Here is a 23874-nt window from a genome sequence, read left to right on the forward strand (position 1 = left end):
TGCCTGACCGTCAGTGCCCCAGCGACTTGACGATTTCCTCGACCATCTTCTTTGCGTCGCCCAGCAGCATCATGGTCTGGTCCATGTAGAACACGTCGTTGTCGACGCCCGCATAGCCCACGCCGCCCATCGACCGCTTGATGAACATCACGGTCTTGGCCTTCTCGACGTCGAAAACCGGCATCCCGTAGATCGGGGATGACTTGTCGGTCTTGGCCGCCGGGTTGACCACGTCGTTGGCGCCGATGATGAAGGCGACGTCGGCCTGGGCGAATTCGGAGTTGATATCCTCGAGTTCGAAGACCTCGTCATAGGGCACGTTGGCCTCGGCCAGCAGCACGTTCATGTGCCCCGGCATGCGGCCAGCGACGGGATGGATCGCGTACTTGACGCTGACCCCTTCCTTCTTGAGCAGGTCGCCCATCTCGCGCAGCACGTGCTGCGCTTGCGCCACCGCCATGCCGTAGCCGGGGATGATGATCACGGTCTCGGCCTGTTCGAGCAGGAACGCCGCGTCCTCGGCGCTGCCGCGCTTCCACGGGCGGTCGGTCTTGGCCGCGCCGTCGCCGCCCGAGCCGCCCTCGGCGCCGAAGCCGCCCGCGATCACGCTTATGAAGCTGCGGTTCATCGCCTTGCACATGATGTAGGACAGGATCGCGCCCGACGATCCGACCAGCGCCCCTGTGATGATCATCGCGGTGTTGTGGAGCGTGAAGCCCATCGCCGCCGCGGCCCAACCCGAGTACGAATTGAGCATCGAGACCACGACTGGCATGTCCGCCCCGCCGATCGGGATGATCAGCAGGAAGCCGATGACGAAGCTCAGCGCGGTGATCGTGGCGATGATCCACAGGCTCTCGTCCTGAGTGAAGAACCCGACTAGGCCGAGGATCGCGAACAGTGTGCCCAGGTTGATCACGTGCCGCCCCGGCAGCATGATCGGCGCGCCGCTCATCTTGCCCGCAAGCTTTAGGAAGGCGATGATCGAACCCGAAAAGGTGATTGCGCCGATGGCGATGCCCAGCGCCATCTCGACCCGGCTGGTCGGGTTGATCAGCCCGTCGGTGCCGACGATGCCGAACGCCTCCGGATTGAGATAGGCCGCCCACCCGACCAGCACCGCGGCGAGGCCGACCAGGCTGTGAAACGCCGCCACGAGCTGCGGCATCGCAGTCATTGCGATGCGCCGCGCGGTGACCACTCCGATAGCCCCGCCGATGGCAATCGCGCCGAGGATCTGGAACAGCACCCGCAAGTCCTGCGGCGTCGGCTTGGGCAGCAGCGCCCCCGGCGGGATCGGTGCCTGGGTCAGCAGCGTGGTGGCGACCGCAATCGCCATCCCCAGCATGCCCTGGCGATTGCCGCGCTGCGAGGTGGCGGGCGAACTCAGCCCACGCAGCGCAAGGATGAAGAGCACTCCCGAGGCGAGATAGGCGAGCAGCACCCAAGCCGGCAGCGCGGCGACGTGCTCGACCACCGGAAGCAACGGACCGGGGTGCAGCGGCGGAGCGGCCAGAACCACGCTCAACGCTCCTTCTTCTTGTACATCGCCAGCATCCGCGCGGTGACCGCGAACCCGCCAAAGATGTTGACGCTCGCCAGCACCACCCCGAGCAAGCCGAGCCAAGTCGCCTCGAACGAGCCCTTCGCCGCCGCCGCGACCAGCGCGCCGACGATGATCACCGAGGAGATCGCGTTGGTCACCGCCATCAGCGGGGTGTGCAACGCGGGGGTGACGCTCCAGACGACGTAATAGCCCACGAAGCAGGCGAGAACGAAGATCGAGAGGATCGAGATGAAGTCCATGATTACGCAGTGCTCCTAGCGTCTGTGCACAGCGCGACGACCGCTTCGGCAGCCGCGTCGGGATCGTGCAACACTTCTCTAGCCGGAAGCCGAAGAGTATTGATGCCCTTTGCTCGAAAGTGAGCGTCCCGCGCGATGTCTTGCTCGGGGCGATCCCCCATACCATGCGATTGGCCGTCTACTTCGATAACCAGACGAGCCTCATGACAGTAAAAATCCAGCACGTAAGGTTTGGCCGGATGCTGCTTGCGAAACTTGAAGCCACCTGGCCGCTGCCTCAATCGCTGCCACAACAGCACCTCTGGCAAGGTCATCGTCCGACGTAGCTGGCGCGCCCGTGCAACGGTCGGCTTGTCGCCTTGCAACATTCAGATCCTCCCCTGCAAGGGGAGGTGCCGCAGCGAAGCGGAGGCGGAGGGGTGTCCGCGCCGGCGTCGACACCCCTCCGTCAGCCCAAGAGGGCTGCCACCTCCCCTTGCAGGGGAGGAACGGATCGCGCCCGCGGCGAACATCACCCCAGCAACCTCTCGTGCACTACCTTGCCACCCTGCGTCAGCCGAACGGCGTCGCCGATTTCCTCATCCAGCACCGGCCTGCACGCTTCCTTGTCCCAGAATGCGGAAAGGAAGTTGTACAAGTTGCGCGCGAACAGCGCCGAGGCGTCTGCCGCCAGGTGGGTCGGGGTGTTGGCATAGCCGATGATCTTGACACCGTGCTTCACCACCGTCTGGTCCGCCACCGAACCCTCGACGTTGCCGCCCTGCGCGACCGCCAGGTCATAGATCACGCTGCCCGGCTTCATCGTCGCGATCTGGGCGTCGGTGACCAGTCTGGGCGCGGCGCGGCCGGGGATCAGCGCGGTGGTGATCACGATGTCCTGCTTGGCGATGTGGCTGGAGACCAGCTCGGCCTGGGCTTTCTGGTATTCCTCCGACATTTCCGTGGCATAGCCGCCTGCGCCCTCACCCTCGATCCCGGTGACACTCTCGACGAAGACCGGCTTGGCGCCGAGCGACTGAATCTGTTCCTTCGTCGCGCTCCGCACGTCGGTGGCGGAGACTTGCGCGCCCAGCCGCCGCGCTGTGGCGATCGCTTGGAGGCCCGCAACACCCACGCCCATAACGAAAACCTTGGCGGCGCTGATCGTGCCCGCTGCGGTCATCATCATCGGGAAGGCGCGGCCATAGGCGTTGGCCGCTTCCAGCACCGCCTTGTAACCCGCTAGGTTCGACTGGCTGGAGAGGATATCCATCGATTGCGCGCGCGTGATGCGCGGCATGAATTCCATCGCCAGCGCTTCCAGTCCGGCGGCGGCATAGGCATCGATGCGCTGGCGCTGCGCGAACGGATCGAGCCCCGCGACCACCCACGCCCCCGGATTGACCCCGGCTAGCAGCGCCGCGTCGGGTCCCTGCACGCCCAGCACGATGTCCGCGCCCTTTACCGTCGCCGCGGCATCGCCGACGCTCACCCCCATCGCGGTATATTGATCGTCGGGGATCGAGGCCGCTATCCCGGCCCCGCTTTCCACCGCCAGCTCGGCGCCGAGCGCGATGAACTTCTTGACCGTCTCGGGCGTCGCGGCGACCCGCGCCTCGCCCGGCGCGCGCTCGTTCAGCACGGCGATTTTCATGGCCCCCACCCCTGCCCGCGCTTCAGGTGGCGATGATCAAGACGACGGTGAAGGCGATCACTGCGATCACCGGCAACGTCCATTTCAGCAGGCCGATGAACGCGTCGTAAGTGGAGGCGTGCGCCTTCATGTCGTTGCCCGATGCCATCTCGTAAATCCCCGTCTGGCTGGAATCTTCGGCGTCCGTCTATCGCGCCCCGCCGCGCGCGGCAACCATTCCAGCGTACCTTAATCGGGTCTTTACCCAATTCCCCTACGCCGCGCACCTAACCGAAAGGACGGGGAGTTCATGGCCGAGGCCGAAGCGCGCCTGCTCATGCTGATCGACGACGAGCCTGCGCAGTGCCGCCTGATCACGGCGCTCGCGGCCCGCGAAGGCTGGCGTACGGTTATCGCGCGCGATTCCGAAACCGCTGTCGCCATGCTTGGCACACGCCAGGGGATGCAACTGTCGGCGATCGTGCTTGACCAGTGGGTGCCCGGCGACGACGCCTGCACGCTGATCGCGGAGTTGAAGAACCGCCGCCCGGCGCTGCCGATCCTGATGCTGACCACCAGCGCCTCTCCGCTGCTGGCGGTCGAGGCGATGCGGGCTGGGGCGACCGACTACCTGATCAAGCCGGTCGCGCCCGATCAGCTCCTTCAGGCGCTGCGGGCAGCAACCACCCGTGAGAACAACGGCGAAGAATTGCAGCCACTTACCGAGAAGATGCCTGCGATCCTCGATTTCGACGCGATGATCGGCGCCGCGCCCAACTTCCGTACCGCGCTGGCAGTCGCGGCCAAGGCGGCGCGCGCACATACCCCCGTGCTGATCGAGGGAGAGAGCGGAACCGGCAAGGAGATGCTGGTCCGCGCGATGCACGCCGCCAGCCCTCGATCGAAGGCGAGTCTGCGTTTCGTGAACATCGGCGGAATTCCGGCCAACCAAGTCGAATCGGTGCTGTTCGGACACGAGAAGGGGGCATTTCCCGGGGCGTTCGACCGCCATATCGGCGCACTTCAACATGCCGACGGCGCGACCCTGGTACTCGACGAGATCGACCGTATGCCGCTCGCAGTGCAAGAGCGGTTCGAAGCCTATCTCGAGACTGGACAGGTCCAGCCGATCGGCGCGCGGCACAGCTTTCGGATCGATGTCCGGCTGTTCGCGGCGAGCAACACCCCGCTCGCCGACTTGGTCGCGATTCGGCAATTCCGTCCCGAACTGGCCGCTGCGCTCGCGGGGGCCAAGGTCGTCCTGCCGGCCCTGCGCGATCGCTCGGGCGATCTTCCCGCGCTCGCCCGCCACTTCCTCGCCCGGATCGGTGACCAGCCCGGTTTGCGCCCGCTCGGTATCACCGACGGCGCGCTCAAGCTGCTCTTCGCCTACGACTGGCCGGGCAATGTCCGCCAGCTTCAGGCGGTGCTGTTCCGCGCCGCGGTGTTCTGCGACGGCGACGCGCTGACCGCGCAGGATTTTCCACACCTCTCCAGCCTGCTCGGCGGCGAGCAGCAGGACAACGCGATGGTTCAGGAGGGGGTCGGCGTGATGCTCTACACCCCCGACGGCAACTTGCGCCCGCTGGACGAGATCGAGGCAGACGTGATCCGCCTGGCGATCGGCCACTATCGCGGACGCATGACCGAAGTGGCGCGGCGGCTTGGGATCGGGCGATCGACGCTCTACCGCAAGCTCAGCGACCTGGGTATCGAAAGCGCGGCCTAAAGCGGTGTCAGACCCGGCGGATGCCGGCGACCCCGGCGCGGACCTCTGTGCGTTCCGGTTCGCGCTCGCCCGGCAGACGATCGATGGCGTCGAGATCGCGCGTGGCGATCAGCACCTCGGGTAGCAGGGCGTCGTGGAAGGCGATGCCGCACAGACCGTCCTCCACCCAAACAAGCGATCCGATGGCCTCGTAGCGCGACCACGTGAGCATCGCCTGCTGACCCTTCGCCATGTCCTCGGTCGCCCGGATTCGCGCGCCGCTCGCCGAAAGGTCGAGCAGCACCGTATTGCGGGTTCCGTGAATGGTCACGATTCTGGCGGCCAGCCTCGCGCGCAACCGATTGCGGCCACGCCGACCGATCTGCGGATCTGGTGCAGAGGCGAGGGCTCGATTCATGCGATCATCATGCCCTGACATGGTCAAGGTCGGATGCCAGACAGACTAAGGGAAAGTGCCTAGGGCAGCTGCGCGAAGTCGGTCAGCGCGGCATCCCGCAGACCCCGCCAGACATCGCGCGCCTGGACGGTTTCCGCGGCATCGTGGACCCGCAGGAACTGGACCCCGGAATCCATCGCCCGGGCGGCGAGGAGCAAGGAACCTCCAAGACGCTTGTGCGCGGGCGCCTCGTTCGACAGTGCGCCGATCATCCGCTTGCGGCTGGCGCCTACCAGCAGCGGCTGGCCCAGCGCGTGGAACAAGGACAGGGCGTTGAGCAGCGCCAGGTTCTCGGCGAGCGACTTGCCGAACCCGATGCCGGGATCGAGAATTATGCTGTCGCGAGCGATCCCCGCCGCCAATGCGGCGTCGCGGCGCTCGGCGAGCCAGTCGAACACGTCGAGCACGACATCGGTGTAGCGGCCGCCGCCATGGAGATCGCTGGCGTCGCCCGGGGCGTGCATCAGCACCACCGGCACCCCGGCGCGCGCCACCAGCTCGGCGCTGCGCGGATCGTGGCGCAAGGCGGAAACGTCGTTTACAATCTGCGCGCCGGCCGAAAGCGCCGCCTCGATCACGCTGGCCCGGCGGCTGTCGATGCTGACCGCCGCGCCGCTCGCCACCAGCCGCTCGACTGCAGGGACGACACGCTTGAGCTCGTCTCCTTCCCACACCGCCGCCGCACCGGGGCGAGTGCTTTCCCCCCGACATCGACGATCGCCGCGCCTGCCTCGAGCATCGCCGAGGCGTGAGCGTTGGCCTCGTCGGGATCGTCGAGGAACTTGCCGCCGTCGGAGAAACTGTCCGGCGTGACATTGAGGATGCCCATGACTTGGGGCTGGTCCAGGCGAACGGTGCGCGCCCCGCACTGGAGGGGCGGATGGGCGAAGCGGAGGTTGCCCCACTGCACTTCGCCCTCCGCCGCGAGGTCGTCGGGCAACGCGGCGAGCGCGTCGGCTACGCCGTTCGCGTCGACCACTGTGCGCGAAACGATCCGCCCGCCCTCGCGCACGATCACCGCTAAGCGGCCGGCATAGACCATGCCGCCCGCCAGACGCACCGCCCCGCCCTCCTCGCTCTGCGGCGATTCGGCCAAGGCGATGGGGCGGAGGTAGAGGCGTTGGGTCATTGTTGGCGCTCGCGTAGGCGCAAGGGCGCGGCGGATGTGGAGGTTCGATTCACGCGAAGATCGATCAATCCTCGATCGCCAACAAATACAATTGCCGCAGCGCGTCGATCGGCTTGATCTCGCCTTCGTGCTCGACGTGCCAGAAGCTCCAGCCGTTGCACGACGGGGCGCCTTGCAACTGCGCGCCAAGCGAGTGGATTGAGCCGGTCGCGCCGCCGCTCAGTAGCGAGCCGTCGGTGCGGACTTTGGCCGAGAACTTGCGCTTGCGGTCGAACAGCTCGACTCCGGGCGCGATCAACCCGTTCTCGACCAGCGTACCGAACGCCACCCGCGCCTGCGGCTTGACGCTCTGCATCGTGGTCAGCGCGCTTTCATCGAGCGGCAGCGCCGCTTCGATCCGTTCGTGCGCAACCGCGATATAGTCCTGCTCGCGCTCGATCCCGATCCATTCGCGCCCCAGCCGCTTGGCCACCGCGCCGGTAGTGCCGGTGCCGAAGAACGGATCGAGCACCACATCGCCCTTGTTGGTGGTCGCCAGCATCACCCGATAGAGCAGCGCCTCGGGCTTTTGGGTCGGATGGGCTTTCGTGCCGTTGCGCTTGATCCGTTCGGGCCCGCCGCAGATCGGCAAGACCCAGTCGGAACGCATCTGGAGCTCGTCGTTGAGCGTCTTCATCGTCCGGTAGTTGAAGGTATAGCGCGCCTTTTCGCCGGTCGATGCCCAGATCAGCGTCTCATGCGCGTTGGTGAAGCGGGTGCCCTTGAAGTTCGGCATCGGGTTGGATTTGCGCCAGACGATGTCGTTGAGGATCCAGAACCCCAGGTCCTGTAGAATCGCGCCGACACGGAAGATGTTGTGATAGCTGCCGATCACCCACAGCGATCCGTTAGGCTTTAGCACTCGCTTGGCCTCGGTCAGCCAGGCACGAGTGAAATCGTCGTAAGTCTTGAAGCTGGCGAACTTGTCCCAGGCGTCGGTCACGGCATCGACATGGCTGCCGTCGGGCCGGTTGAGATCGCCGCCGAGCTGGAGGTTGTAGGGCGGATCCGCGAACACGCAGTCGACGCTGGCTGTTGGCAGCCACCCCATCGCCTCGACGCAATCGCCTTCGAGAATCCGCCCAAGCGGCAGCGTGGCCTCCCCCAAGGCCGTTCGCGCCGCAATGCCCCCGCGCACGGATTCGCGCGGCTTGAGTACCGTATCCATCCCGTCGAAATTCCCCCTTGCAGACAGGGTGAGTCGAGCCGGAGTCCGCGTCAAGCGATCTCGCGACTTCGTCAGAATCGGACGATATGGTTAACGGACGGTGTGCGCAGGAGAACGGAAGGAGTCCGGCACACGATGTTGAGTCCCTAGGCTGAGGGGAGACTCAATATATCGTGGTGTGGCGCTAAAGACTCGCCGAACGGAAAACGTCGCGAAACGATCCCCTCTCCCTGGTGGGAGAGGGTACCAAGCCTTGCGAGCTTGCTCGCTAGGCGAAGTTGGTGAGGGGGGCGGCGTGGCACCCAGCCCTCGCCCCCTCACCAAGCTGTGCTAGCTCCTGACGGAGCAAGCTTCGCTATCGTCTCCCACGAGGGGAGAGGGGTAGTTGGCGGCAAACATCTCCAACTGCGCCACCGGAGCGAAGCTGCGGCGGTGCAGCGGGGTCGCACCATGCGTGCGCAGCGCGCGCAGATGTTCGGGCGTGCCGTACCCCGCGTTGCGTTCCCAACCGTAGTGCGGATGGGCCAGTGCATAGTCGCGCATCAGCCGATCGCGGTGTTCCTTTGCGACGATCGAGGCGGCCGAGATCGCCGGTTCGATTGCGTCCCCGCCGACGATCGCGCGCGCCGGCCAGCGCCACTCGGGACGGCGGCCATGAGGGGTCAGATTGCCGTCGACCAGAACCTCGTGCGGTTCCGCGCCCAGCTTCTGGCACAGCGCGGCGACGGCCAGCGTCATCGCCAGCATCGTCGCGCCGAAGATGTTGAGCCGGTCGATGTCGGCGACCTCGGCCACTCCCACCCCATGTATGCAGCGGCGGCGGATTCGCTCGTCGAGCAACGCGCGGACTTCGCGGCTTAGCTTCTTGGAATCGTCGAGCCCGCCGGGGCGCGGACGGCACAGCACTACCGCCGCGGCGACCACCGGCCCCGCGAGCGGCCCCCTGCCCGCCTCGTCCACTCCGACGACGATTGGTTCTGGCAACGCAGATCGCTCTCGCGCATTGGGGGGGAACATGAAACCGCTCATCTCGACGCTCGCCTTTGCCCTCGCCGCCGCGCCACTGGCAAGTTGCAACGCCGCCCCTGCTCGGCCCGACGGTGGAAAAGCCGAATCGAACGCCAACTTCGAGATCGAGGAGCACGGGAAGTTCGACGAGCCATGGGCGATGGCCTTCGTCCCCGGAACCGACGTGCTGTTCGTGACCGAGCGCGGGGGAACCCTGAAGTTCCTCGATACCACCAATGGTACGGCGGGCGCTGTCTCCGGACTGCCGAAGGTCGATTACGGCGGCCAGGGCGGGCTGGGCGACATCGCGTTCCTGCCGACCGAAGCCACCGCGACGCTGGGCAAGCGGACGATCTATCTGACGTGGGTGGAAGCGGGCGAAGGCGGTACCCGCGGTGCGGTCGCGGGGCGCGGAAGTTTGCTCTGCGACAAGCCCGCCGCGTGCCGGATCGAAGGACTGAGCGTGATCTGGCGGCAGGACCCCAAAGTCACCGGTCGTGGCCACTTTTCCCATCGCCTGCTGTTCGCGCCCGACGGCCAGACGCTGTATCTGTCGTCGGGCGAACGCCAGAAGTTCACGCCGGCGCAGGATCTGACGGCAAATCTCGGCAAGGTTCTGCGGCTCAATCCCGACGGCACCGCCAAGCCGGGCAATCCGTTCGCGACCAAGGGCGGAGTCTCGGCGCAGATCTGGAGCTATGGCCATCGCAACCTGCTTGGCCTGGGGTTCGATGCGCAGGGACGCTTGTGGGACCTGGAGCACGGCCCGGCAGGCGGCGACGAAATGAACATCATCGAGCCGGGCAAGAACTATGGTTGGCCGGTCGTCTCCAACGGCGACAACTACGATGGCACCCCGATTCCGCGCCATGCGACCCGCCCCGACCTCGCGGCGCCCGCGATCAGCTGGAACCCGGTGATCGCGCCGGGCGATTTCATCTTCTATTCGGGCGACAAATTCCCGGCGTGGAAGGGCCAGGCCCTGATCGCGGGGATGGTCTATCCCGGCATCGTCCGCGTCGCGATCGACGGGACCAAGGCCAGCGAGGTCGAGCGGATCGAGCTCGGCAACCGTATCCGCGAGATCGAGCAAGGCCCGGATGGTTCGGTGTGGATCGCCGAAGATGGCAAGGGCGGACGGTTGCGCAAGCTGGTTCCCAAGGGCTGAAACCAGGCCAAATACTCGGCGTCCGCTCATGTCGAGCGAAGTCGAGACATCCTAGCGCAGCGCCAGCGTGTCTCGACTTCGCTCGACACGAGCGGAACTTGAGTCGCCGTGTTGCAACCTCGCTGGCTTGCCCCTAACGCCGCGCGCCCATGGCCAACCTGATCCCCCTCGATTCCGTCGATTCCGCGCTGGTCGAAGCTTTACTCGACAGGGCGTTCGAACCAACTCGGGCGCGGCGCACCGCCTATAAGGTGCGCGACGGCGTCGATTGGCTGCCCGCGCTGTCGTTCGCCGCGCTCGACAGCGAAGAGCGGCTGGCGGGGACGATCCAGTGCTGGCCGGTCGCACTGACCGAGCCCGCTGCCGAGGGGATCAAACCCAAGCGCCACCCGTTGATCATGGTCGGTCCGGTGGCAGTGTTACCCGAACAGCAGGGTGCGGGCTTCGGCCAGGCGCTGGTCACCGCCACGCTCGCCGCGCTCTCGCCCGAGGCGCCGTTACCTCAAGTGATGATCGGCGATCCCGAGTACTACGAGCGCTTCTTCGGCTTTTCATCCGCTTACACCAGCGGCTGGCTGCTACCCGGCCCCTGGGACCCGGCGCGGCTGTTGTGCCGGACCGATCGCCCCGAGGTGCTCCCCACTCGCGGCATGCTCGGGCCTTGGCGGGGCTGACCGCATCTGGCAGGTGAGCGGCGATGCCGTATGAGCCTCCCCCGAAATGGCCGCGCTGTCGCTGGGCGAAATCGCCGAGTTGGTCGCCGCGCGCAAGCTGCCACCGGTCGAAGGCTGGGCACCGCAGCGCAGCGGCGACAGCGAAATGCGGATCGCGGCAGACGGCAGGTGGTATCATCGCGGCGGCGAAATCGCGCGCGCAGCGATGGTCAGGGCATTTTCGACGCTCCTCTTGCGCGACGAGACCGGGCAACACTGGCTGATCTCGCCGTTCGAGAAGCTGCGCATCGCGGTCGACGACGCGGCGTTCATCGCCACCGACCTGCGCATCGACGATGGCGCGCTCGCCTTTCGCCTCAACACCGACGAATTCGCGATCGCCGGCCCGCAACACCCCATTCGCGCGGCAGGCGATGCCGATACGCCCGCGCTGTACGTCGGCGTGCGGCGCGGATGCGAGGCGCGGCTCAACCGCAGCACTTACGAGCAACTGGTGCGGCACGCGCTCGATCTGGGCGCCGACCCGCTGGCGGTAACCAGCGGCGGTGCGCGGTTCTCGCTGGTGCCCGCGGCGTGAGTGCGCTGGGCGAGCGGCTACGCGACCTCCATGCTGCGGGCCATGCCGTCGATGTGCCGGGGCTACGGACCGACGACAGCCGCTTTGCGCCCGGCGAAGCCCGAGACGCGGCTGTGCTGGCGGCAATCGTCGATCGCCCGCGCCCGTCGTTCCTGCTGACACACCGCCCCTCGAACATGCGCGCGCATCCAGGCCAGGTCGCATTCCCCGGAGGCAAGATCGACCCGGGTGAGACCCCGGTCGAGGCCGCGCTGCGCGAGGCGTGGGAAGAACTGGCGATCCCGCCGGAGGCGGTGACCGTGATCGGCCAAAGCGACGTCTATCGCACCGGCACTGGCTACGTCATCACCCCGGTGCTCGCGCTGGTCCCGCCCGACCTGCCGATCCGGCCCAACCCGAGCGAAGTCGCGCAATGGTTCGAAGCGCCAGTCGATTTCGTGTTCGACACGGTCAACCACGTCGTGCGTTCGGCCGACTGGAACGGCATGCGTCGCGAATACCTCGACATCCAGTGGCAGGAGCACCGCATCTGGGGGGTGACCGCCGCGATTATCGCCAACCTCTCGCGGCGGCTCGACTGGGCGCGGCTCGCCGATGCGTGAAAAGCTGCCGCCCGCCGATTGGACGCGCCGCGCTGAGCTGGCAGAACTGGTCGCCGCGCTTGGGCCGGGCAACGCCCGCTATGTCGGCGGGGCGGTGCGCGATACGCTGCTTGGGTGCGAGGTGCACGACATCGACATCGCCACCCCACTCGAACCGGTGGAGGTCATCGCCCGGCTCGAGGCGGCGGGCATCCGTAGCGTGCCGACGGGGATCAAGCACGGCACTATCACCGCGATCCGCGAGGGTGACAACGTCGAGATCACGACGCTGCGCCGCGATCTGACGACCGATGGCCGCCACGCCCGTGTCGCATTCTCGCAAGACTGGCGCGAGGACGCGGCGCGGCGCGACTTCACGATCAACGCGCTCTATGCGGATCCGCATACTCTGGAAGTGTTCGACTGGTTCGGCGGGCTCGACGATCTGCATGTCCGGCGCGTGCGGTTCATCGGCGACGCCCGCCAGCGCATCCGTGAGGATCATTTGCGCATCCTGCGTTACTTCCGGTTTCAGGCGCGCTTTGGATCACAACCTGCTGACGAAGAGGCCGAAAGTGCCTGTGCTGAACTCGCGCCGATGCTCAAGGGGCTGTCGCGCGAGCGCATCGGGTGGGAACTGCAGAACCTGCTCGCGCTGCCCGACCCAGCCCCGACCGTCGCGCGAATGGCCGAGCTTGGCGTTCTCGGGGCGATCCTGCCCGAGGCCGATGCGGCGGGTCTTTCACGGCTGGTCGCGGTTGAGACGCGTGAGGCCATCGCCGCCGATCCGATCCGGCGATTGGCCGCGCTGCTGCCCGCCGATCCCGGAATCGCCGAGCAGGTCGCCGCGCGGCTGCGCCTTTCGATCGCCCAGAAGAAGCGCCTGATCCTGGCCGCGCGGCGCGGCGAAGAAGCCGATCCGCGCGGGCTGGCCTATCGGATCGGCACGGAAGCCGCCCTCGACCGGCTGATGCTCGCCGGACGGGAGACCACCGCACTGAACGGCTGGCACGCTCCGGCCTTCCCGCTGAAAGGCGGCGCGATCGTCGCGCGCGGGGTAGCGGCGGGCCCGGAGGTAGCGCGCATCCTGCGCGCGGTTGAAGCCGACTGGATCGCGGAGGGCTTCCCCGACGCGGATCGCGTGGCCGAATTGCTCGACAAGCGGCTGATGAGATAGGTCGAACCCAGCCCCTCAGGGTGGGCTGGGGTCAGTAGAGCAGGAGGCTCCTCGTCTCCTCACGCCACTCGGTCTCATCGCGACCCGCCAGCGCCTCAAGATCGTCCGGCTCGGCCCCCGCGTCATCGACCCACGCGCGCAATGCCGGACCGCCGTTGATCACGTCGATCGCGAGCTTATCGAACACGTACTCGTAGGGAAAATCGCGCCAGATTTCGTAATCCGGATAGAGCCGCCGGATCGCCTTGAACGCCAACGCCTGCAAGCGCCACGGACGGAACGCGGCGTGATCGTAGAAGCGCCCCTCGGCGTGGATCATCAGACCGTGGCAGAGCGTCTTGGCGTGTTTGTGAAACGTGGGTTCAAACCACACCTCGCGCAGCGCGCAGCCTGCGAGCCAGTGCGAGGCGAGACGCTCCATCTCGGCGCGGACCGCGCGGGCATCGATATCGGGGGCGCCGAACAGCACCTCGAGCGGGCGGGTGGTGCCGCGGCCCTCGCTCAGCGTCGCGCCTTCGATCATCACCGTCCCGGCATAGGCGCGCGCCATGTTTAGGCTCGCGGCGTTGGGGCTGGGATTGATCCACAGGCGGCCTTCGGGCCAGCCGAAACCAGGCGCCGAGTCCGGTCGCCAGCCCTCCATCTCGATCACCCGATAGGGCAGGTCGAGCCCGAAATGGCCGATGAACCACGCCCCCATCTCGCCCATCGTCAGCCCGTGGCGCATCGGCAGGGGCCCGGCGCCGACGAAGCTTTCCCACCCGGGCAGCAGCGTCGTCCCTTCGATCGGGCGCCCCGCGGGATTGGGCCGATCGAGCACCCACACTTCTTTCCCATGCCGCGCCGCTTCCTCGAGCAGATAAAGCAGCGTGGTAACAAAGGTATAGATGCGGCAACCGAGGTCCTGAAGGTCGAACACGAACACGTCCGCGGTACTCATCATCTTACCAGTAGGACGACGCACCTCGCCGTAAAGACTGAAAACCGGGATGCCATAGCGTGGATCGGTCTCGTCCGCGGTCTCGACCATGTTGTCCTGCTTGTCGCCCTTGAGCCCATGCTGCGGCCCGAATGCCGAGGTCACGTTGACCCCCGCCGCGATCAGCGCGTCGAGCGAATGGACCAGGTCTTCGGTCACCGACGCGGGATGCGCGATCAGCGCCACCCGCCGCCCGGCGAGCGGTCGGCGCAGTTCGGGATCGGCGATCAGCCGGTCGATACCGAACTTCATGCCCAGAACCTCATGCAGCGCCGTCCGCCAAGGCGAAGCAATCGGGATGGTGGAAATCGGGCCGCCCGGCGGGATGCGCGAGCGCCCAGTACGAGATCGTCCCGTCTTCTTCCTCGAGGATCGCCGAAAGCCCGATAGACCACGGTCGGGGAGGCAGCGCGGCGGTATCCAGCAGCACGTCCTGCACCAGCAGCCGCTCACCGCTCACCGCCTCGCCGACCGGTTCAGCCGAGAGGGGGCGTTCGCGCATGCCGGCGCGATAGTCCTCGAAGTCGTAGGCCGCCCAACGCTGCGAGGGCGAGAAGTTGAACTCGATGTAGCCCGGCTCGCCCGCGGGTTGGAGATAGAGTTCGAAGCAGGTCGTGCGCCACAGTTCGTCCGCGCGTCCGCGTCCGGCAAACGGCGGGATCACCAGTTCGTCGTGACCGTCGACGCGATAGCGCAGGCGCAGGGCGTTACCGGTCTCCACCCATTGCACTTCCAGTCCGCGCACGGTGCGCGGCGGAAAGTCGGGATGTGCGACGAGCCGATGCGTTCCCAAACTCGAACCTTTCATGCTAGGCGCGCGCCGCGATGACCACGACCTACGCCTCTTCTCTGCTCCGCCTGCTCGACGAGCGCGGCTATATCCACCAGACGACCGACGCGGGGGCGCTCGATGCGCTCGCCGGACGGCAGGTGGTGCCGGGCTATATCGGCTTCGATGCGACCGCGCCATCGCTCCATGTCGGCAGTCTGGTCCAGATCATGCTTCTGCGGCGGCTCCAACAGGCGGGCCACAAGCCCATCGTTCTTATGGGCGGGGGCACGACCAAGGTCGGCGACCCTTCGGGCAAGGACGAATCGCGCAAATTGCTGACTGCCGAGACTATCCAGGCCAATATCGCCTCGATCCGCACCGTGTTCGAGCGGCTGCTTACGTTTGGGGATGGCCCGACCGACGCCATCATGGTCGATAACGACGCTTGGCTGAGCCAACTTGGCTACGTCGATTTGCTCCGCGATGTCGGCCCGCACTTCACCATCAACCGGATGCTGACGTTCGACTCGGTCAAGTTGCGGCTCGAGCGCGAGCAGCCGCTTACCTTCCTCGAATTCAACTACATGATCCTCCAGGCCTACGATTTCCGCGAGCTGGCGCTGCGCCACGGCTGCCGCCTGCAGATGGGCGGCAGCGACCAATGGGGGAACATCGTCAATGGGATCGAGTTGGCGCGGCGGATGGAAGGGATCGAGGTGTTCGGGATCACCACCCCGCTGCTGACTACCGCGGATGGCGCCAAAATGGGCAAGACCGCGGCGGGCGCGGTGTGGCTCAACGAAGACCAGCTGCCAGCCTACGATTTCTGGCAATACTGGCGCAACGTCGACGACCGCGACGTCGGCAAGTTCCTGCGTCTGTTTACCGACCTGCCCCTGGACGAGATCGCGCGGTTCGAGGCGCTGCCGGGCAGCAAGATCAACGCCGCCAAGATCGCGCTGGCCAATGCAGTCACTGCGCTGTGCCGGGGCGAAGATGCGGCGCGGGCGGCTGAAGCGACCGCGACGGCCACATTCGGCGCAGGGGGCCTCGGCGCCGATTTGCCGGTGTTTGCAACCGGCGAGGCCGAAATCCCCCCTCATCGACGCGCTGCTCGGCCTGGGCTTCGCGGCCAGCCGGGGTGAGGCCAAGCGGTTGATCGCGGGTGGCGGCGCGCGGGTCGATGGTGAGCCGGTGACCAGCGAATCGCACACAATCGCGCTTGGCGACGCGGACATCCGCGTGTCCTCTGGCAAGAAGAAGCACGGGATCGTGCGCCGGGGATAATCCCCCCTTTACCGAATATTCGCGATTGGCGTCCATTCTGCGCCCTTCATCGCATTGTCAGCGTGAAGGAGCGAGAATGCCGGGCGGCGCACAACTATCGGTTACCGATCTGCGCCGCGCCGCGCGGCACCCGGTGAACTATCGCGTGATCGGTGAGCATCGCCTGCATGGCGACGTGATGCTCCACGTGGTCAACATTTCCGCCAACGGGTTCATGATCAATGGCGAGCTTGCCCTTTCGCGCGGCGAGCGGGTCACCATCCGCCTGCCCGAGGTCGGCCGGATCGAGGCGTTCGTGATCTGGAACAACGGCGACCGCGCCGGTTTCCAATTCGAACGCATCCTGCGGCTCGAAGATTTCATGCGGACGATCGACGCGCTCCAGCCCAATCCAAAGCTACGCGCCTCGCGCTGAGTTTACTGATGACCGTCACGATTTGCTCGGGTCCAGCGGGTTGATGGCGTTTTAGCCGAGCTTCCAACGTCCAAGCTACAGCCCGCTTGGCAAGCGTCGCCCGCGCTGCCATTGCCCGGGCGTGCTCGAACCCGCCTCACCGCTGCAGATCCCAGACTATCGTAAGATCTGGTTCGCCCGGTTCTGTTCGTCGTTCGCGACCACCGGGATGGTGGTGATCATCGGCTACCAGCTCTACGACGTCGCCCGCTCGGACTACGGCATGAGCATCGCCCAGGCTTCGTTCCAGCTCGGCCTGTTCGGATTGGTCCAGTTCGTTCCCCTCGCGCTGCTCACTCCGCTAGCCGGCGTGGCGGCTGATCGCTTCGACCGGCGCAAGGTCGCCGCGTTCGCCGCCGCAATCGATCTGTTCATCGCGCTGGCGTTGGCGCTCGCGACGCACAGCGGCGCGGTGACGCTGCCGTTGATCTACGTGCTGGGCGCGCTGCATGGCTCGGCGCGGGTGTTCGTGGGCCCGTCGGTGTCGTCGATCGTCCCCAACATCGTCCCCGCCCCGCTGATGCCGCGCGCCATCGCGATGAGTTCCATGGCTTGGCAGACCGCGGCGATCGGCGGACCGGCTGCGGCGGGACTGGCGTTCGCGGTGGCGCGCGACCTGCCCTATTGGAGCGCGGCGGTCCTGCTGCTGGCTTCCGCCACCGCGCTGCTGTGGATCCGCCCGCTGCCGCCGGCCCCGGTGGCGCGCGAGGTTCACCCCTTCCGCCAGGTTGTCGACGGCTTCCGCTACGTCTGGAACGAGCGTTTCCTTCTCGGCTGCGTGACTCTCGATCTGTTCGCAGTGCTGTTAGGCGGGGCAACCGCGCTACTCCCGGTGTTTGCCCGCGACATCCTTCATGTCGGCTCCGAAGGACTCGGGCTGATGCGCGCGAGCCCCGCAGTGGGCGCGGTATTGGTGGCGGCGTGGCTCTCATGGCGCCCGCTCGCACACAACGTAGGGGTCAAGATGCTGTGGGCGGTGGTCGCTTATGGCGCGGCGACGATCGCCTTCGGGCTGTCGCGTGCGTTCTTCGCCTCGCTTGGCCTGCTCGCGCTGCTCGGTGCGGCGGACATGGTCTCGGTGTTCATCCGCAACAGCCTGGTCCAGCTCAACACCCCCGACGAGGTGCGCGGGCGGGTCTCGTCGATCTCAGGCCTGGCGATCTCGGCGTCGAACGAACTGGGCGAAATGCAATCTGGGCTTGCCGCGGCTCTGCTCGGCGCGACAGGGGCGGTTGTTTTCGGCGGCGCGGGGGCCATAGTCGTCACCGCGCTGTGGGCGGTGTTCTTCCCTGAACTGCGCCGGGCGAGGACTTTCGCGCCGCAATACCGGACGCTAGATGATTCCGGCGACGACAGACTCAAGGAGCAGACGACATGAAGGCCGAAAGCATCCTCGCCACCATCGGCAACACCCCGCACGTCCGCGTGAGCCGCCTGTTCCCCGACCGCGAGGTTTGGATCAAGTGCGAGCGGGCGAACCCCGGCGGTTCGATCAAGGACCGCATCGGCCTGGCGATGATCGAGGCGGCCGAGGCCGACGGTAGCCTGCGGCCGGGCGGCACGATCGTCGAGCCGACCAGCGGCAACACGGGAATCGGGCTGGCGATGGTCGCCGCGGTCAAAGGCTACAAGCTTGTCCTAGTCATGCCCGAATCGATGTCGCTCGAACGGCGGCGACTGATGCTCGCCTACGGCGCAACCTTCGACCTGACCCCTCGTGAAAAGGGGGATGAAGGGCGCGATCGAGCGCGCACAGGAAATCCGCGACGCCACACCGGGCGCATGGATTCCGCAGCAGTTCGACAATCCCGCCAACATCGCGGTCCACGTCAACACCACCGCGCAGGAAATCCTCCACGATTTCGCCGACGGCCCGATCGACGCATTGATTACCGGAGTCGGCACTGGTGGCCACCTGACGGGCTGCGCCGAGGAGCTCAAGAAGCACTGGCCGGGGATGAAAGCCTGGGCGGTCGAGCCGACGTTATCGCCGGTGATCTCCGGAGGCCAACCCGCACCGCACCCGATCCAGGGGATCGGCGCGGGGTTCATCCCGGGCAATCTCCACACCCAGTCGATCGACGGCGCGATCCAGGTCGATCCGGCGGATGCGAAGGAGTGGGCGCGGCGCTGCGCGACAGTCGAGGGGATGCTCGTCGGCATCTCGAGCGGGGCGACGCTGGCCGCCATCGCCCAGAAGCTGCCCGATCTCGCCCCCGACGCGCGCGTGCTGGGGTTCAACTACGACACCGGCGAACGGTATCTGTCGGTGCCGGACTTTTTGCCGGAGTAGGGCGAACGCGGCTTTGTCATAAGGCCCCGTCGTAGTGAGGTTAGAAGTTTGACCACCCCCGAACCCATCCCCTACGTCGACGGACCCACCTCGCTTACCGGTCTCCTTGTCCGCCCGGCCGGAATCCCACGCGCCGCCGTCGTCGTGTTTCCGACGATCATGAACCAGACCGAGAACGCGCTGCGCCGGCTGCCGATGCTGGCGGGCGAAGGCTACCTCGCGTTCTGCGCCGACCTCTACGGGCGCGCCTGCGCCGACCGCGCCGATGCTCACGCACTCGGCACGGCACTGCGCGCCGACGCCCGCACCTTCCGAGCACGGATCGAGGCGGCGATCGACACCCTGGCCGCGCTGCCCGAGGCGCAGGGCTTGCCGCTTGCCGCGATCGGCTATTGCATGGGCGGCCAGGCGGTGATCGAAGCGGCGCGGATGAACCTGCCGCTGGTGCTGGTCGCAAGCTTCCACGGCATCCTCACCTCCGCCCTCCCCGCGACCGAGCCGATCCGCCCCCGCATCCTCGTCTGCCACGGCGATGCCGACCCTCTGGTCCCGCGACACCAAGTAGGCGCTTTCCAGCAGGAAATGGACGCCGCGGAAGCCAACTGGCACCTCCACGTCTACGCAAGCGTAAAGCACGGCTTCACCGACCCCGAAGCCGACAGCCATGGCCTCCCCGCACTGGGGTACGACGCCAGCGCGGATAGGCAGAGCTGGGCGGCGATGCTGGGTTTGTTGAGCGAGATCGTCGGTTAAAGCTTGCTGCATGATGGCTGCAAGGTTCAGCCCGGCGACACCGCGGCTGGGCTAGTAACTGCCAAATGACCATGTCGCTGCGCCATTTCATCCCACTCGCCCTTGCTGCCTCTGTTGTCCCCGCCGCGCTCGCGGCGATGCCGCCGGCCGAGGCATGGGAGATCGGCCCGATTGTCCGGGTTAAGAACTATTCCGAGGGCATGCCGTTCAATCCCGACCGGGGTGCGAACGGCTCGGTGATATTCGAATTTCCCCAAGCGGGATCGGGCCAGGTCGATGCGATGACCGCGCGCGTCGGTCCGCTGACAGGCGCGCGGACGATCACCATGCGCTATCGCATCGACGCCGCGCGTGGCACCCGATTCGTCGCCGACGAGACGCCTGGGGAGCCGGCCACGATTTCGCTCTATTTTCAGAGGCGGGGCGACAACTGGAATGCCAAGGGGGCATATGAGTCGTTTCGCTGGTACGTACCCTCGCGGGCGGTCGTGCCGCTTAGCCCTGGTCTCCACACGATCACCGTTGGAATGGACGAGAACTGGACCAACGTCCACGGCAGAAGCAACCGCGAAATACCCGACGGGTTCGCCGCCGCGCTCGAGGACACGGCCAGGTTGGGGATCGCGTTCGGTTCGGCTTCGCGCCGCAGCCACGGGGTCTACGCAACCGGACCCGCGCGCTTCACCTTGCTGAGTCTCGACGTCGACTGACGCCGATCAGGCGGCCGTCGCGAAGGCCTCGGCCGGGAGCGCCATCACGCTGTCGGCGCCACCTTCGATCTTCCTCCGCAGCGCGCCGCAATCGGGCAAGTGCCGCTCGGCGAAATAGCGGGCGGTGGTCAGCTTGGCCTCGTAGAATGCGCGGTCGTCGGTTCCGTCCGCAAGCGCAGCCGTCGCGACCTTGGCCATCTTGAGCCACATCAGCCCCGTCGCCACCGTGCCCATCAGCGTCATATACGAATAGGCACCCGCACCGAGGTTATCGGGATTGGCCATCGCGTTCTGCATGAACCACATGGTCGCGGCCTTGAGTTCGCCGTTGGCCCTGGCCAGCGCCGCGGCGATCGGGGCGAGATCGCCCTCTACGCTCGTACATTCCTCATCGACCAGCGCGAAGAACGCCTGCACTGCGCGGCCGCCATTCAGCGCCAGCTTGCGGCCAGCCAGATCCATCGCCTGGATTCCGTTGGTACCCTCGTAGATCATTGCGATCCGGGCATCGCGGACGAACTGCTCCATCCCATTCTCGACGATGTAGCCGTGTCCGCCCCACACCTGCTGCATGTCGGTGGCGACCCTGTAGCCGCTGTCTGTGCCGTATCCCTTGATTACCGGAGTAAGGATGCCGAGCAGGTCGTCGGCGGCGGCACGTTCCTCCTCGGTCCCCGCCTTGTGGCTGAGATCGACCTGGAGTGCGCCCCACAGGCAGAGCGCGCGTAGGCCCTCGGTAAGCGCCTTGGCATCCATGAGCATCCGCCGGACGTCGGCGTGGACGATAATCGGGTCGGCCTTTTCCTGCGGTTCGGCTGCCCCCCGTCAGCGCGCGGCCCTGGCGGCGTTCCATCGCGTAGGCAACACCATTCTGGTAGGCGACCTCGGCCTGCGCCAAGCCCTGGATGCCCACGCCCAGCCGTGCTGCGTTCATCATGATGAACATCGCGGCGAGTCCCTTGTTCTCCTCACCCACCATCGTGCCCGTGGCGCCATCATAGTTCATCACGCACGTGGCATTGGCGCGGATTCCCATCTTGTGTTCGAGGCTGCCGCACGAAACCGCGTTGCGCTCGCCAAGGCTGCCATCTGCATTCACGAGGACCTTGGGCACAATGAACAGCGAAATGCCCTTCGACGATTCGGGCGCATCCGGAGTCTTGGCCAGGACCAGGTGGACGATGTTTTCGGTCAGGTCGTGCTCACCCGCCGAGATGAAGATCTTGGTTCCGGTGATCGCATAGGTGCCATCGGCACGCGGCACCGCGCGGGTGCGGATCATGCCCAAATCGGTGCCGCAGTGCGGCTCGGTCAGGTTCATCGTACCGAGCCATTCGCCCGAGATCATTTTCGGGAGGTAGAGCGCCTGCTGCTCGGGCGAACCCTTGGTGCGGATCGAGGCGATCGCGCCGCCGGTCAGCCCGGGATACATCGCGAACGCCTGGTTGGCGGCGGCGAGATATTCCTCGACCAGCATGCCCATGACATGCGGCATGCCCTGCCCGCCGAACTCCTCAGGCGCGGAGAGCGTGCCCCAGCCCGCCTCACGGAATTGGTCATAGGCGTCCTTGAACCCGGCGGGCGTGGTCACGCTGCCATCGGCGGCGCGGGCGCAGCCTTCCTGGTCGCCCGAATGGTTGAGCGGGGCGACGACCTCGGCGATGAACTTTCCGGCCTCGTCGATTACAGTGTCGGTCATCTCGCGGTCCGCGCCCTCGAAGCCGGGCAGATTGCCGTAGCTGTCGAGCTTGAGCAGTTCGTTGACGACGAAGCGCGTATCGCGGGTCGGGGCGCGGTAGGTGGGCATTGGGTCAGGACTCCAGCTTTTCCAGCATGGCGACGAAATCGCTCAATTCGTGAATCGATGCTTCGAGGTCGGCACGCTGCGCCTCGAGAAAGGCGATCTTTTCGCGGCAGCGGACCAGCGTGGTCCGGCGTTGCTCGGCGCGGCCGTCGCCGAGATCGTAGAGATCAATCAGTTCGCGAATTTCGGTCAGGCTGAAACCGACGTTCTTGGCGCGAAGGATCCAGGCGAGCCTCGCGCGGTCCCGCTTCGAATAGATCCGGGCCAGCCCGTTACGCGTCGGGGCGATCAGCCCCTCGTCCTCGTAGAAACGCAACGCGCGGGCCGAGACGCCGAATTCGGTCGACAGGTCGGAGATGGTGAACCGCTCGCGTTCGAGCGCGTCCGGGCGATCGAGGTGCGCGCTATGACGTTCGGGGGTCTGGGCGGAAGCACTAGCGGCCATGGGCTGGCCTTAACTGCCCTTTACGTAAACGTCAATCTTGCACTAACTCGAGCCGATCGCCTTCCAGCACGCGGTAGAAGCAACAGCGCGCGCCGGTGTGGCAGGCAGGCCCCGCCGCCTCGACCCGCAGGACGATCGCGTCCTGATCGCAATCGACGCGGATCTCGATGACGCGCAGGGTGTTGCCCGACTCCTCGCCCTTCATCCACAACCGCCCCCGCGAGCGCGAATGGAAATGCGCGAAGCCGGTCTCGCGGGTCATCGCCAAGGCCTCGGCGTCCATGTGCGCCAGCATCAGCACCTCCCCGCTCGCCGCATCGATCGCAACCGCGGCCAGGAGGCCGGCGGCATCGAAGCGCGGCGCGAACGGGCCGGCGGATTCGCTTGGGGAAAGGCTCAAACGCGATCTCTTCGATGGTCGGTCCGGGCGACCGAAATTTTGTTGCAAGATAACCACAGCGCGGAGGCAAAATCCATCGCTCGCGCAAGTTGCGCTATGCGCGAACTCAGCGATGCGCAATGAAACGCTACGGCTTGAGGGAGCCGGACGGCCAAAAGGCCAAAGTTCGGGGAAGTCCCCCGGTTCGAAAGCGGCAACAGGCGGCGCGGATCGGGGAGATGAGGGTTTCGGCGCGAAAGCGCAGCGACGGTATCGTCACGAGAGCGCCCGGGGGTCACCTCCGGGCGCTTTTCGTTGGCGGGCTTACGCATGAGGAATCGCCTCGTCCAGCACGCGAGCAAAGCACGCGATTCGCACTTTGGCCGCTCCGGCGCGAAGCAGTTCGCGAACGCACGCGTCGCTCGTCGCGCCGCTGGTCATGACGTCATCGACCAGCAACACGCTGGCGCCGCGCAGGCGGGGCTGCCAGACCGGATTGACCGAGATCGTGCCGCGCAGCGCCTTGGCGCGTTCGTTTCGCCCCAGCCCGCCGAGCGAAGGTGTCGCGCGGGTGCGAAACAGCGCATCGACCGCCAGCGTACGACCGGGCGTAGCTGCGATCGTGCGCGCCAGCAGCGCCGACTGGTTGAACCCGCGCTTCCACAGCCGCCAGCGGTGCAGCGGCACCGGGACCACCAGCCACTCGCCGTCGGGATCGCCCGCGCCGCCATCAACCGTCCGAGCAATGCGCCGAGGGCGACGCGGCGGCCGTGCTTGAAGGCCAGCACCAGATCGCGCGAGGCCGGGTTGTAGAGCGTCGCCGCCGCGATCCCGGCGTGTTTGGGCGGCGCCGCGAGGCAGGGCGCGCAAGCGGCCGCGCTGGCACCGTCCCAG

The 23874-nt window shown here is 66.6% G+C and carries 22 protein-coding genes and 5 pseudogenes; 12 read left to right on the forward strand and 15 right to left on the reverse strand.

Annotated elements, in window-relative coordinates; all coding sequences use genetic code 11:
• Positions 1-10: 10 nt before the first annotated feature.
• From GKE62_RS02120 to GKE62_RS02140, 5 genes are all read right to left on the reverse strand, one after another.
• Positions 11-1477, reverse strand: a complete 1467-nt coding sequence (locus tag GKE62_RS02120) for an NAD(P)(+) transhydrogenase (Re/Si-specific) subunit beta (protein ID WP_154693507.1) — start codon at positions 1475-1477, stop codon at positions 11-13.
• Between the two features lie 47 nt (positions 1478-1524).
• Complete coding sequence (locus tag GKE62_RS02125) at positions 1525-1806, reverse strand: NAD(P) transhydrogenase subunit alpha (protein ID WP_154690810.1); 282 nt, start codon at positions 1804-1806, stop codon at positions 1525-1527.
• Positions 1807-1808: 2 nt separating this feature from the next.
• Positions 1809-2174: an endonuclease domain-containing protein gene (locus GKE62_RS02130; protein ID WP_154690811.1), complete on the reverse strand. Its 366-nt coding sequence runs from the start codon at positions 2172-2174 to the stop codon at positions 1809-1811.
• A 143-nt stretch (positions 2175-2317) separates the two neighbouring features.
• Entirely contained in the window at positions 2318-3439 is a 1122-nt protein-coding gene (locus GKE62_RS02135; protein ID WP_154690812.1) for an NAD(P) transhydrogenase subunit alpha, read from the reverse strand.
• Between the two features lie 22 nt (positions 3440-3461).
• Positions 3462-3596: an aa3-type cytochrome c oxidase subunit IV gene (locus GKE62_RS02140; RefSeq protein ID WP_255453597.1), complete on the reverse strand. Its 135-nt coding sequence runs from the start codon at positions 3594-3596 to the stop codon at positions 3462-3464.
• A gap of 132 nt (positions 3597-3728) precedes the next feature.
• On the opposite strand from GKE62_RS02140, the gene GKE62_RS02145 reads away from it, so the two are divergent.
• Positions 3729-5147, forward strand: coding sequence for a sigma-54 dependent transcriptional regulator (locus tag GKE62_RS02145; RefSeq protein WP_154690814.1), 1419 nt, complete (start codon positions 3729-3731; stop codon positions 5145-5147).
• A gap of 7 nt (positions 5148-5154) precedes the next feature.
• Here the strand turns inward: GKE62_RS02145 and GKE62_RS02150 are convergent, their stop codons facing one another.
• The 4 genes and pseudogenes from GKE62_RS02150 to GKE62_RS02165 form a co-directional block, all read right to left on the reverse strand.
• Complete coding sequence (locus GKE62_RS02150) at positions 5155-5565, reverse strand: PilZ domain-containing protein (RefSeq protein ID WP_154690815.1); 411 nt, start codon at positions 5563-5565, stop codon at positions 5155-5157.
• A 38-nt stretch (positions 5566-5603) separates the two neighbouring features.
• Positions 5604-6712: pseudogene (gene folP, locus GKE62_RS02155) on the reverse strand (dihydropteroate synthase).
• 64 nt (positions 6713-6776) lie between these two features.
• Complete coding sequence (locus tag GKE62_RS02160; protein ID WP_154690816.1) at positions 6777-7919, reverse strand: site-specific DNA-methyltransferase; 1143 nt, start codon at positions 7917-7919, stop codon at positions 6777-6779.
• Between the two features lie 330 nt (positions 7920-8249).
• Positions 8250-8948 (reverse strand): ribonuclease HII, encoded by a 699-nt coding sequence (locus tag GKE62_RS02165; RefSeq protein ID WP_230206864.1) that lies wholly within the window; start codon positions 8946-8948, stop codon positions 8250-8252.
• On the opposite strand from GKE62_RS02165, the gene GKE62_RS02170 reads away from it, so the two are divergent.
• From GKE62_RS02170 to GKE62_RS02190, 5 genes and pseudogenes are all read left to right on the forward strand, one after another.
• Positions 8935-10095, forward strand: a complete 1161-nt coding sequence (locus GKE62_RS02170; protein WP_154690817.1) for a PQQ-dependent sugar dehydrogenase — start codon at positions 8935-8937, stop codon at positions 10093-10095. The genes GKE62_RS02165 and GKE62_RS02170 overlap by 14 nt on opposite strands.
• Before the next feature lie 149 nt (positions 10096-10244).
• Positions 10245-10769, forward strand: coding sequence for a GNAT family N-acetyltransferase (locus GKE62_RS02175; protein ID WP_154690818.1), 525 nt, complete (start codon positions 10245-10247; stop codon positions 10767-10769).
• A 23-nt stretch (positions 10770-10792) separates the two neighbouring features.
• Positions 10793-11346: pseudogene (locus GKE62_RS02180) on the forward strand (DUF1285 domain-containing protein).
• Complete coding sequence (locus GKE62_RS02185; RefSeq protein ID WP_195908726.1) at positions 11343-11948, forward strand: CoA pyrophosphatase; 606 nt, start codon at positions 11343-11345, stop codon at positions 11946-11948. The pseudogene GKE62_RS02180 and the gene GKE62_RS02185 overlap by 4 nt, the downstream one beginning before the upstream one ends.
• The gene (locus tag GKE62_RS02190; protein ID WP_154690821.1) at positions 11941-13104 is read left to right on the forward strand and encodes a CCA tRNA nucleotidyltransferase; all 1164 of its coding nucleotides are present in this window, start codon (positions 11941-11943) and stop codon (positions 13102-13104) included. The genes GKE62_RS02185 and GKE62_RS02190 overlap by 8 nt, the downstream gene beginning before the upstream one ends.
• Before the next feature lie 31 nt (positions 13105-13135).
• Here the strand turns inward: GKE62_RS02190 and GKE62_RS02195 are convergent, their stop codons facing one another.
• Both GKE62_RS02195 and GKE62_RS02200 read right to left on the reverse strand, forming a co-directional pair.
• Positions 13136-14335 (reverse strand): exo-beta-N-acetylmuramidase NamZ domain-containing protein, encoded by a 1200-nt coding sequence (locus GKE62_RS02195; RefSeq protein WP_154690822.1) that lies wholly within the window; start codon positions 14333-14335, stop codon positions 13136-13138.
• Between the two features lie 10 nt (positions 14336-14345).
• The gene (locus GKE62_RS02200) at positions 14346-14891 is read right to left on the reverse strand and encodes a DOMON-like domain-containing protein (protein WP_230206865.1); all 546 of its coding nucleotides are present in this window, start codon (positions 14889-14891) and stop codon (positions 14346-14348) included.
• Between the two features lie 17 nt (positions 14892-14908).
• Between GKE62_RS02200 and tyrS the strand changes: the two are divergent.
• The 6 genes and pseudogenes from tyrS (at position 14909) to GKE62_RS02230 (ending at position 20352) form a co-directional block, all read left to right on the forward strand.
• Positions 14909-16142: pseudogene (tyrS, locus tag GKE62_RS02205) on the forward strand (tyrosine--tRNA ligase).
• A 76-nt stretch (positions 16143-16218) separates the two neighbouring features.
• Positions 16219-16557 (forward strand): PilZ domain-containing protein, encoded by a 339-nt coding sequence (locus GKE62_RS02210; RefSeq protein WP_154690823.1) that lies wholly within the window; start codon positions 16219-16221, stop codon positions 16555-16557.
• Positions 16558-16678: 121 nt separating this feature from the next.
• The gene (locus tag GKE62_RS02215; RefSeq protein WP_154690824.1) at positions 16679-17974 is read left to right on the forward strand and encodes an MFS transporter; all 1296 of its coding nucleotides are present in this window, start codon (positions 16679-16681) and stop codon (positions 17972-17974) included.
• Positions 17971-18889, forward strand: a pseudogene (gene cysK / locus GKE62_RS02220) (cysteine synthase A). Before GKE62_RS02215 ends, cysK begins: the two are co-directional and overlap by 4 nt.
• A 48-nt stretch (positions 18890-18937) precedes the next feature.
• On the forward strand, positions 18938-19642 hold the full coding sequence (locus tag GKE62_RS02225) for a dienelactone hydrolase family protein (protein ID WP_154690825.1): 705 nt from the start codon (positions 18938-18940) through the stop codon (positions 19640-19642).
• Between the two features lie 65 nt (positions 19643-19707).
• Positions 19708-20352 (forward strand): hypothetical protein, encoded by a 645-nt coding sequence (locus GKE62_RS02230; RefSeq protein ID WP_154690826.1) that lies wholly within the window; start codon positions 19708-19710, stop codon positions 20350-20352.
• A gap of 6 nt (positions 20353-20358) precedes the next feature.
• On the opposite strand, the pseudogene GKE62_RS02235 reads toward GKE62_RS02230, so the two are convergent.
• The 4 genes and pseudogenes from GKE62_RS02235 to GKE62_RS19590 all read right to left on the reverse strand — a co-directional run bounded on the left by GKE62_RS02235 (position 20359) and on the right by GKE62_RS19590 (position 23676).
• Positions 20359-22159, reverse strand: a pseudogene (locus GKE62_RS02235) (acyl-CoA dehydrogenase C-terminal domain-containing protein).
• A 4-nt stretch (positions 22160-22163) separates the two neighbouring features.
• Positions 22164-22601: a MerR family DNA-binding transcriptional regulator gene (locus GKE62_RS02240; RefSeq protein ID WP_154690827.1), complete on the reverse strand. Its 438-nt coding sequence runs from the start codon at positions 22599-22601 to the stop codon at positions 22164-22166.
• A gap of 31 nt (positions 22602-22632) precedes the next feature.
• Positions 22633-23001 carry a phosphoribosyl-AMP cyclohydrolase gene (gene hisI / locus GKE62_RS02245; protein WP_154690828.1) on the reverse strand — a complete coding sequence of 123 codons (369 nt, stop codon included), beginning with the start codon at positions 22999-23001 and terminating at the stop codon, positions 22633-22635.
• 303 nt (positions 23002-23304) lie between these two features.
• Positions 23305-23676 (reverse strand): ComF family protein, encoded by a 372-nt coding sequence (locus tag GKE62_RS19590; protein WP_370516043.1) that lies wholly within the window; start codon positions 23674-23676, stop codon positions 23305-23307.
• Positions 23677-23874: the final 198 nt, after the last annotated feature.

This window comes from Novosphingobium sp. Gsoil 351 (assembly GCF_009707465.1).
Lineage (GTDB): Bacteria > Pseudomonadota > Alphaproteobacteria > Sphingomonadales > Sphingomonadaceae > Novosphingobium.

Bases quoted from the DNA above. Each gene is read 5' to 3' on its own strand.
- GKE62_RS02145 (WP_154690814.1), top strand. From the start codon at position 3,729: ATGGCCGAGGCCGAAGCGCGCCTGCTCATGCTGATCGACGACGAGCCT.
- GKE62_RS02165 (WP_230206864.1), bottom strand. From the start codon at position 8,948: ATGAGCGGTTTCATGTTCCCCCCCAATGCGCGAGAGCGATCTGCGTTG.
- GKE62_RS02135 (WP_154690812.1), bottom strand. From the start codon at position 3,439: ATGAAAATCGCCGTGCTGAACGAGCGCGCGCCGGGCGAGGCGCGGGTC.
- GKE62_RS02130 (WP_154690811.1), bottom strand. From the start codon at position 2,174: ATGTTGCAAGGCGACAAGCCGACCGTTGCACGGGCGCGCCAGCTACGT.
- GKE62_RS02210 (WP_154690823.1), top strand. From the start codon at position 16,219: ATGCCGGGCGGCGCACAACTATCGGTTACCGATCTGCGCCGCGCCGCG.
- GKE62_RS02240 (WP_154690827.1), bottom strand. From the start codon at position 22,601: ATGGCCGCTAGTGCTTCCGCCCAGACCCCCGAACGTCATAGCGCGCAC.
- GKE62_RS02195 (WP_154690822.1), bottom strand. From the start codon at position 14,335: ATGAAGTTCGGTATCGACCGGCTGATCGCCGATCCCGAACTGCGCCGA.
- GKE62_RS02160 (WP_154690816.1), bottom strand. From the start codon at position 7,919: ATGGATACGGTACTCAAGCCGCGCGAATCCGTGCGCGGGGGCATTGCG.
- GKE62_RS02125 (WP_154690810.1), bottom strand. From the start codon at position 1,806: ATGGACTTCATCTCGATCCTCTCGATCTTCGTTCTCGCCTGCTTCGTG.
- GKE62_RS02200 (WP_230206865.1), bottom strand. From the start codon at position 14,891: ATGAAAGGTTCGAGTTTGGGAACGCATCGGCTCGTCGCACATCCCGAC.
- GKE62_RS02175 (WP_154690818.1), top strand. From the start codon at position 10,245: ATGGCCAACCTGATCCCCCTCGATTCCGTCGATTCCGCGCTGGTCGAA.
- GKE62_RS02150 (WP_154690815.1), bottom strand. From the start codon at position 5,565: ATGTCAGGGCATGATGATCGCATGAATCGAGCCCTCGCCTCTGCACCA.
- GKE62_RS02190 (WP_154690821.1), top strand. From the start codon at position 11,941: ATGCGTGAAAAGCTGCCGCCCGCCGATTGGACGCGCCGCGCTGAGCTG.
- GKE62_RS02170 (WP_154690817.1), top strand. From the start codon at position 8,935: ATGAAACCGCTCATCTCGACGCTCGCCTTTGCCCTCGCCGCCGCGCCA.
- GKE62_RS02230 (WP_154690826.1), top strand. From the start codon at position 19,708: ATGACCATGTCGCTGCGCCATTTCATCCCACTCGCCCTTGCTGCCTCT.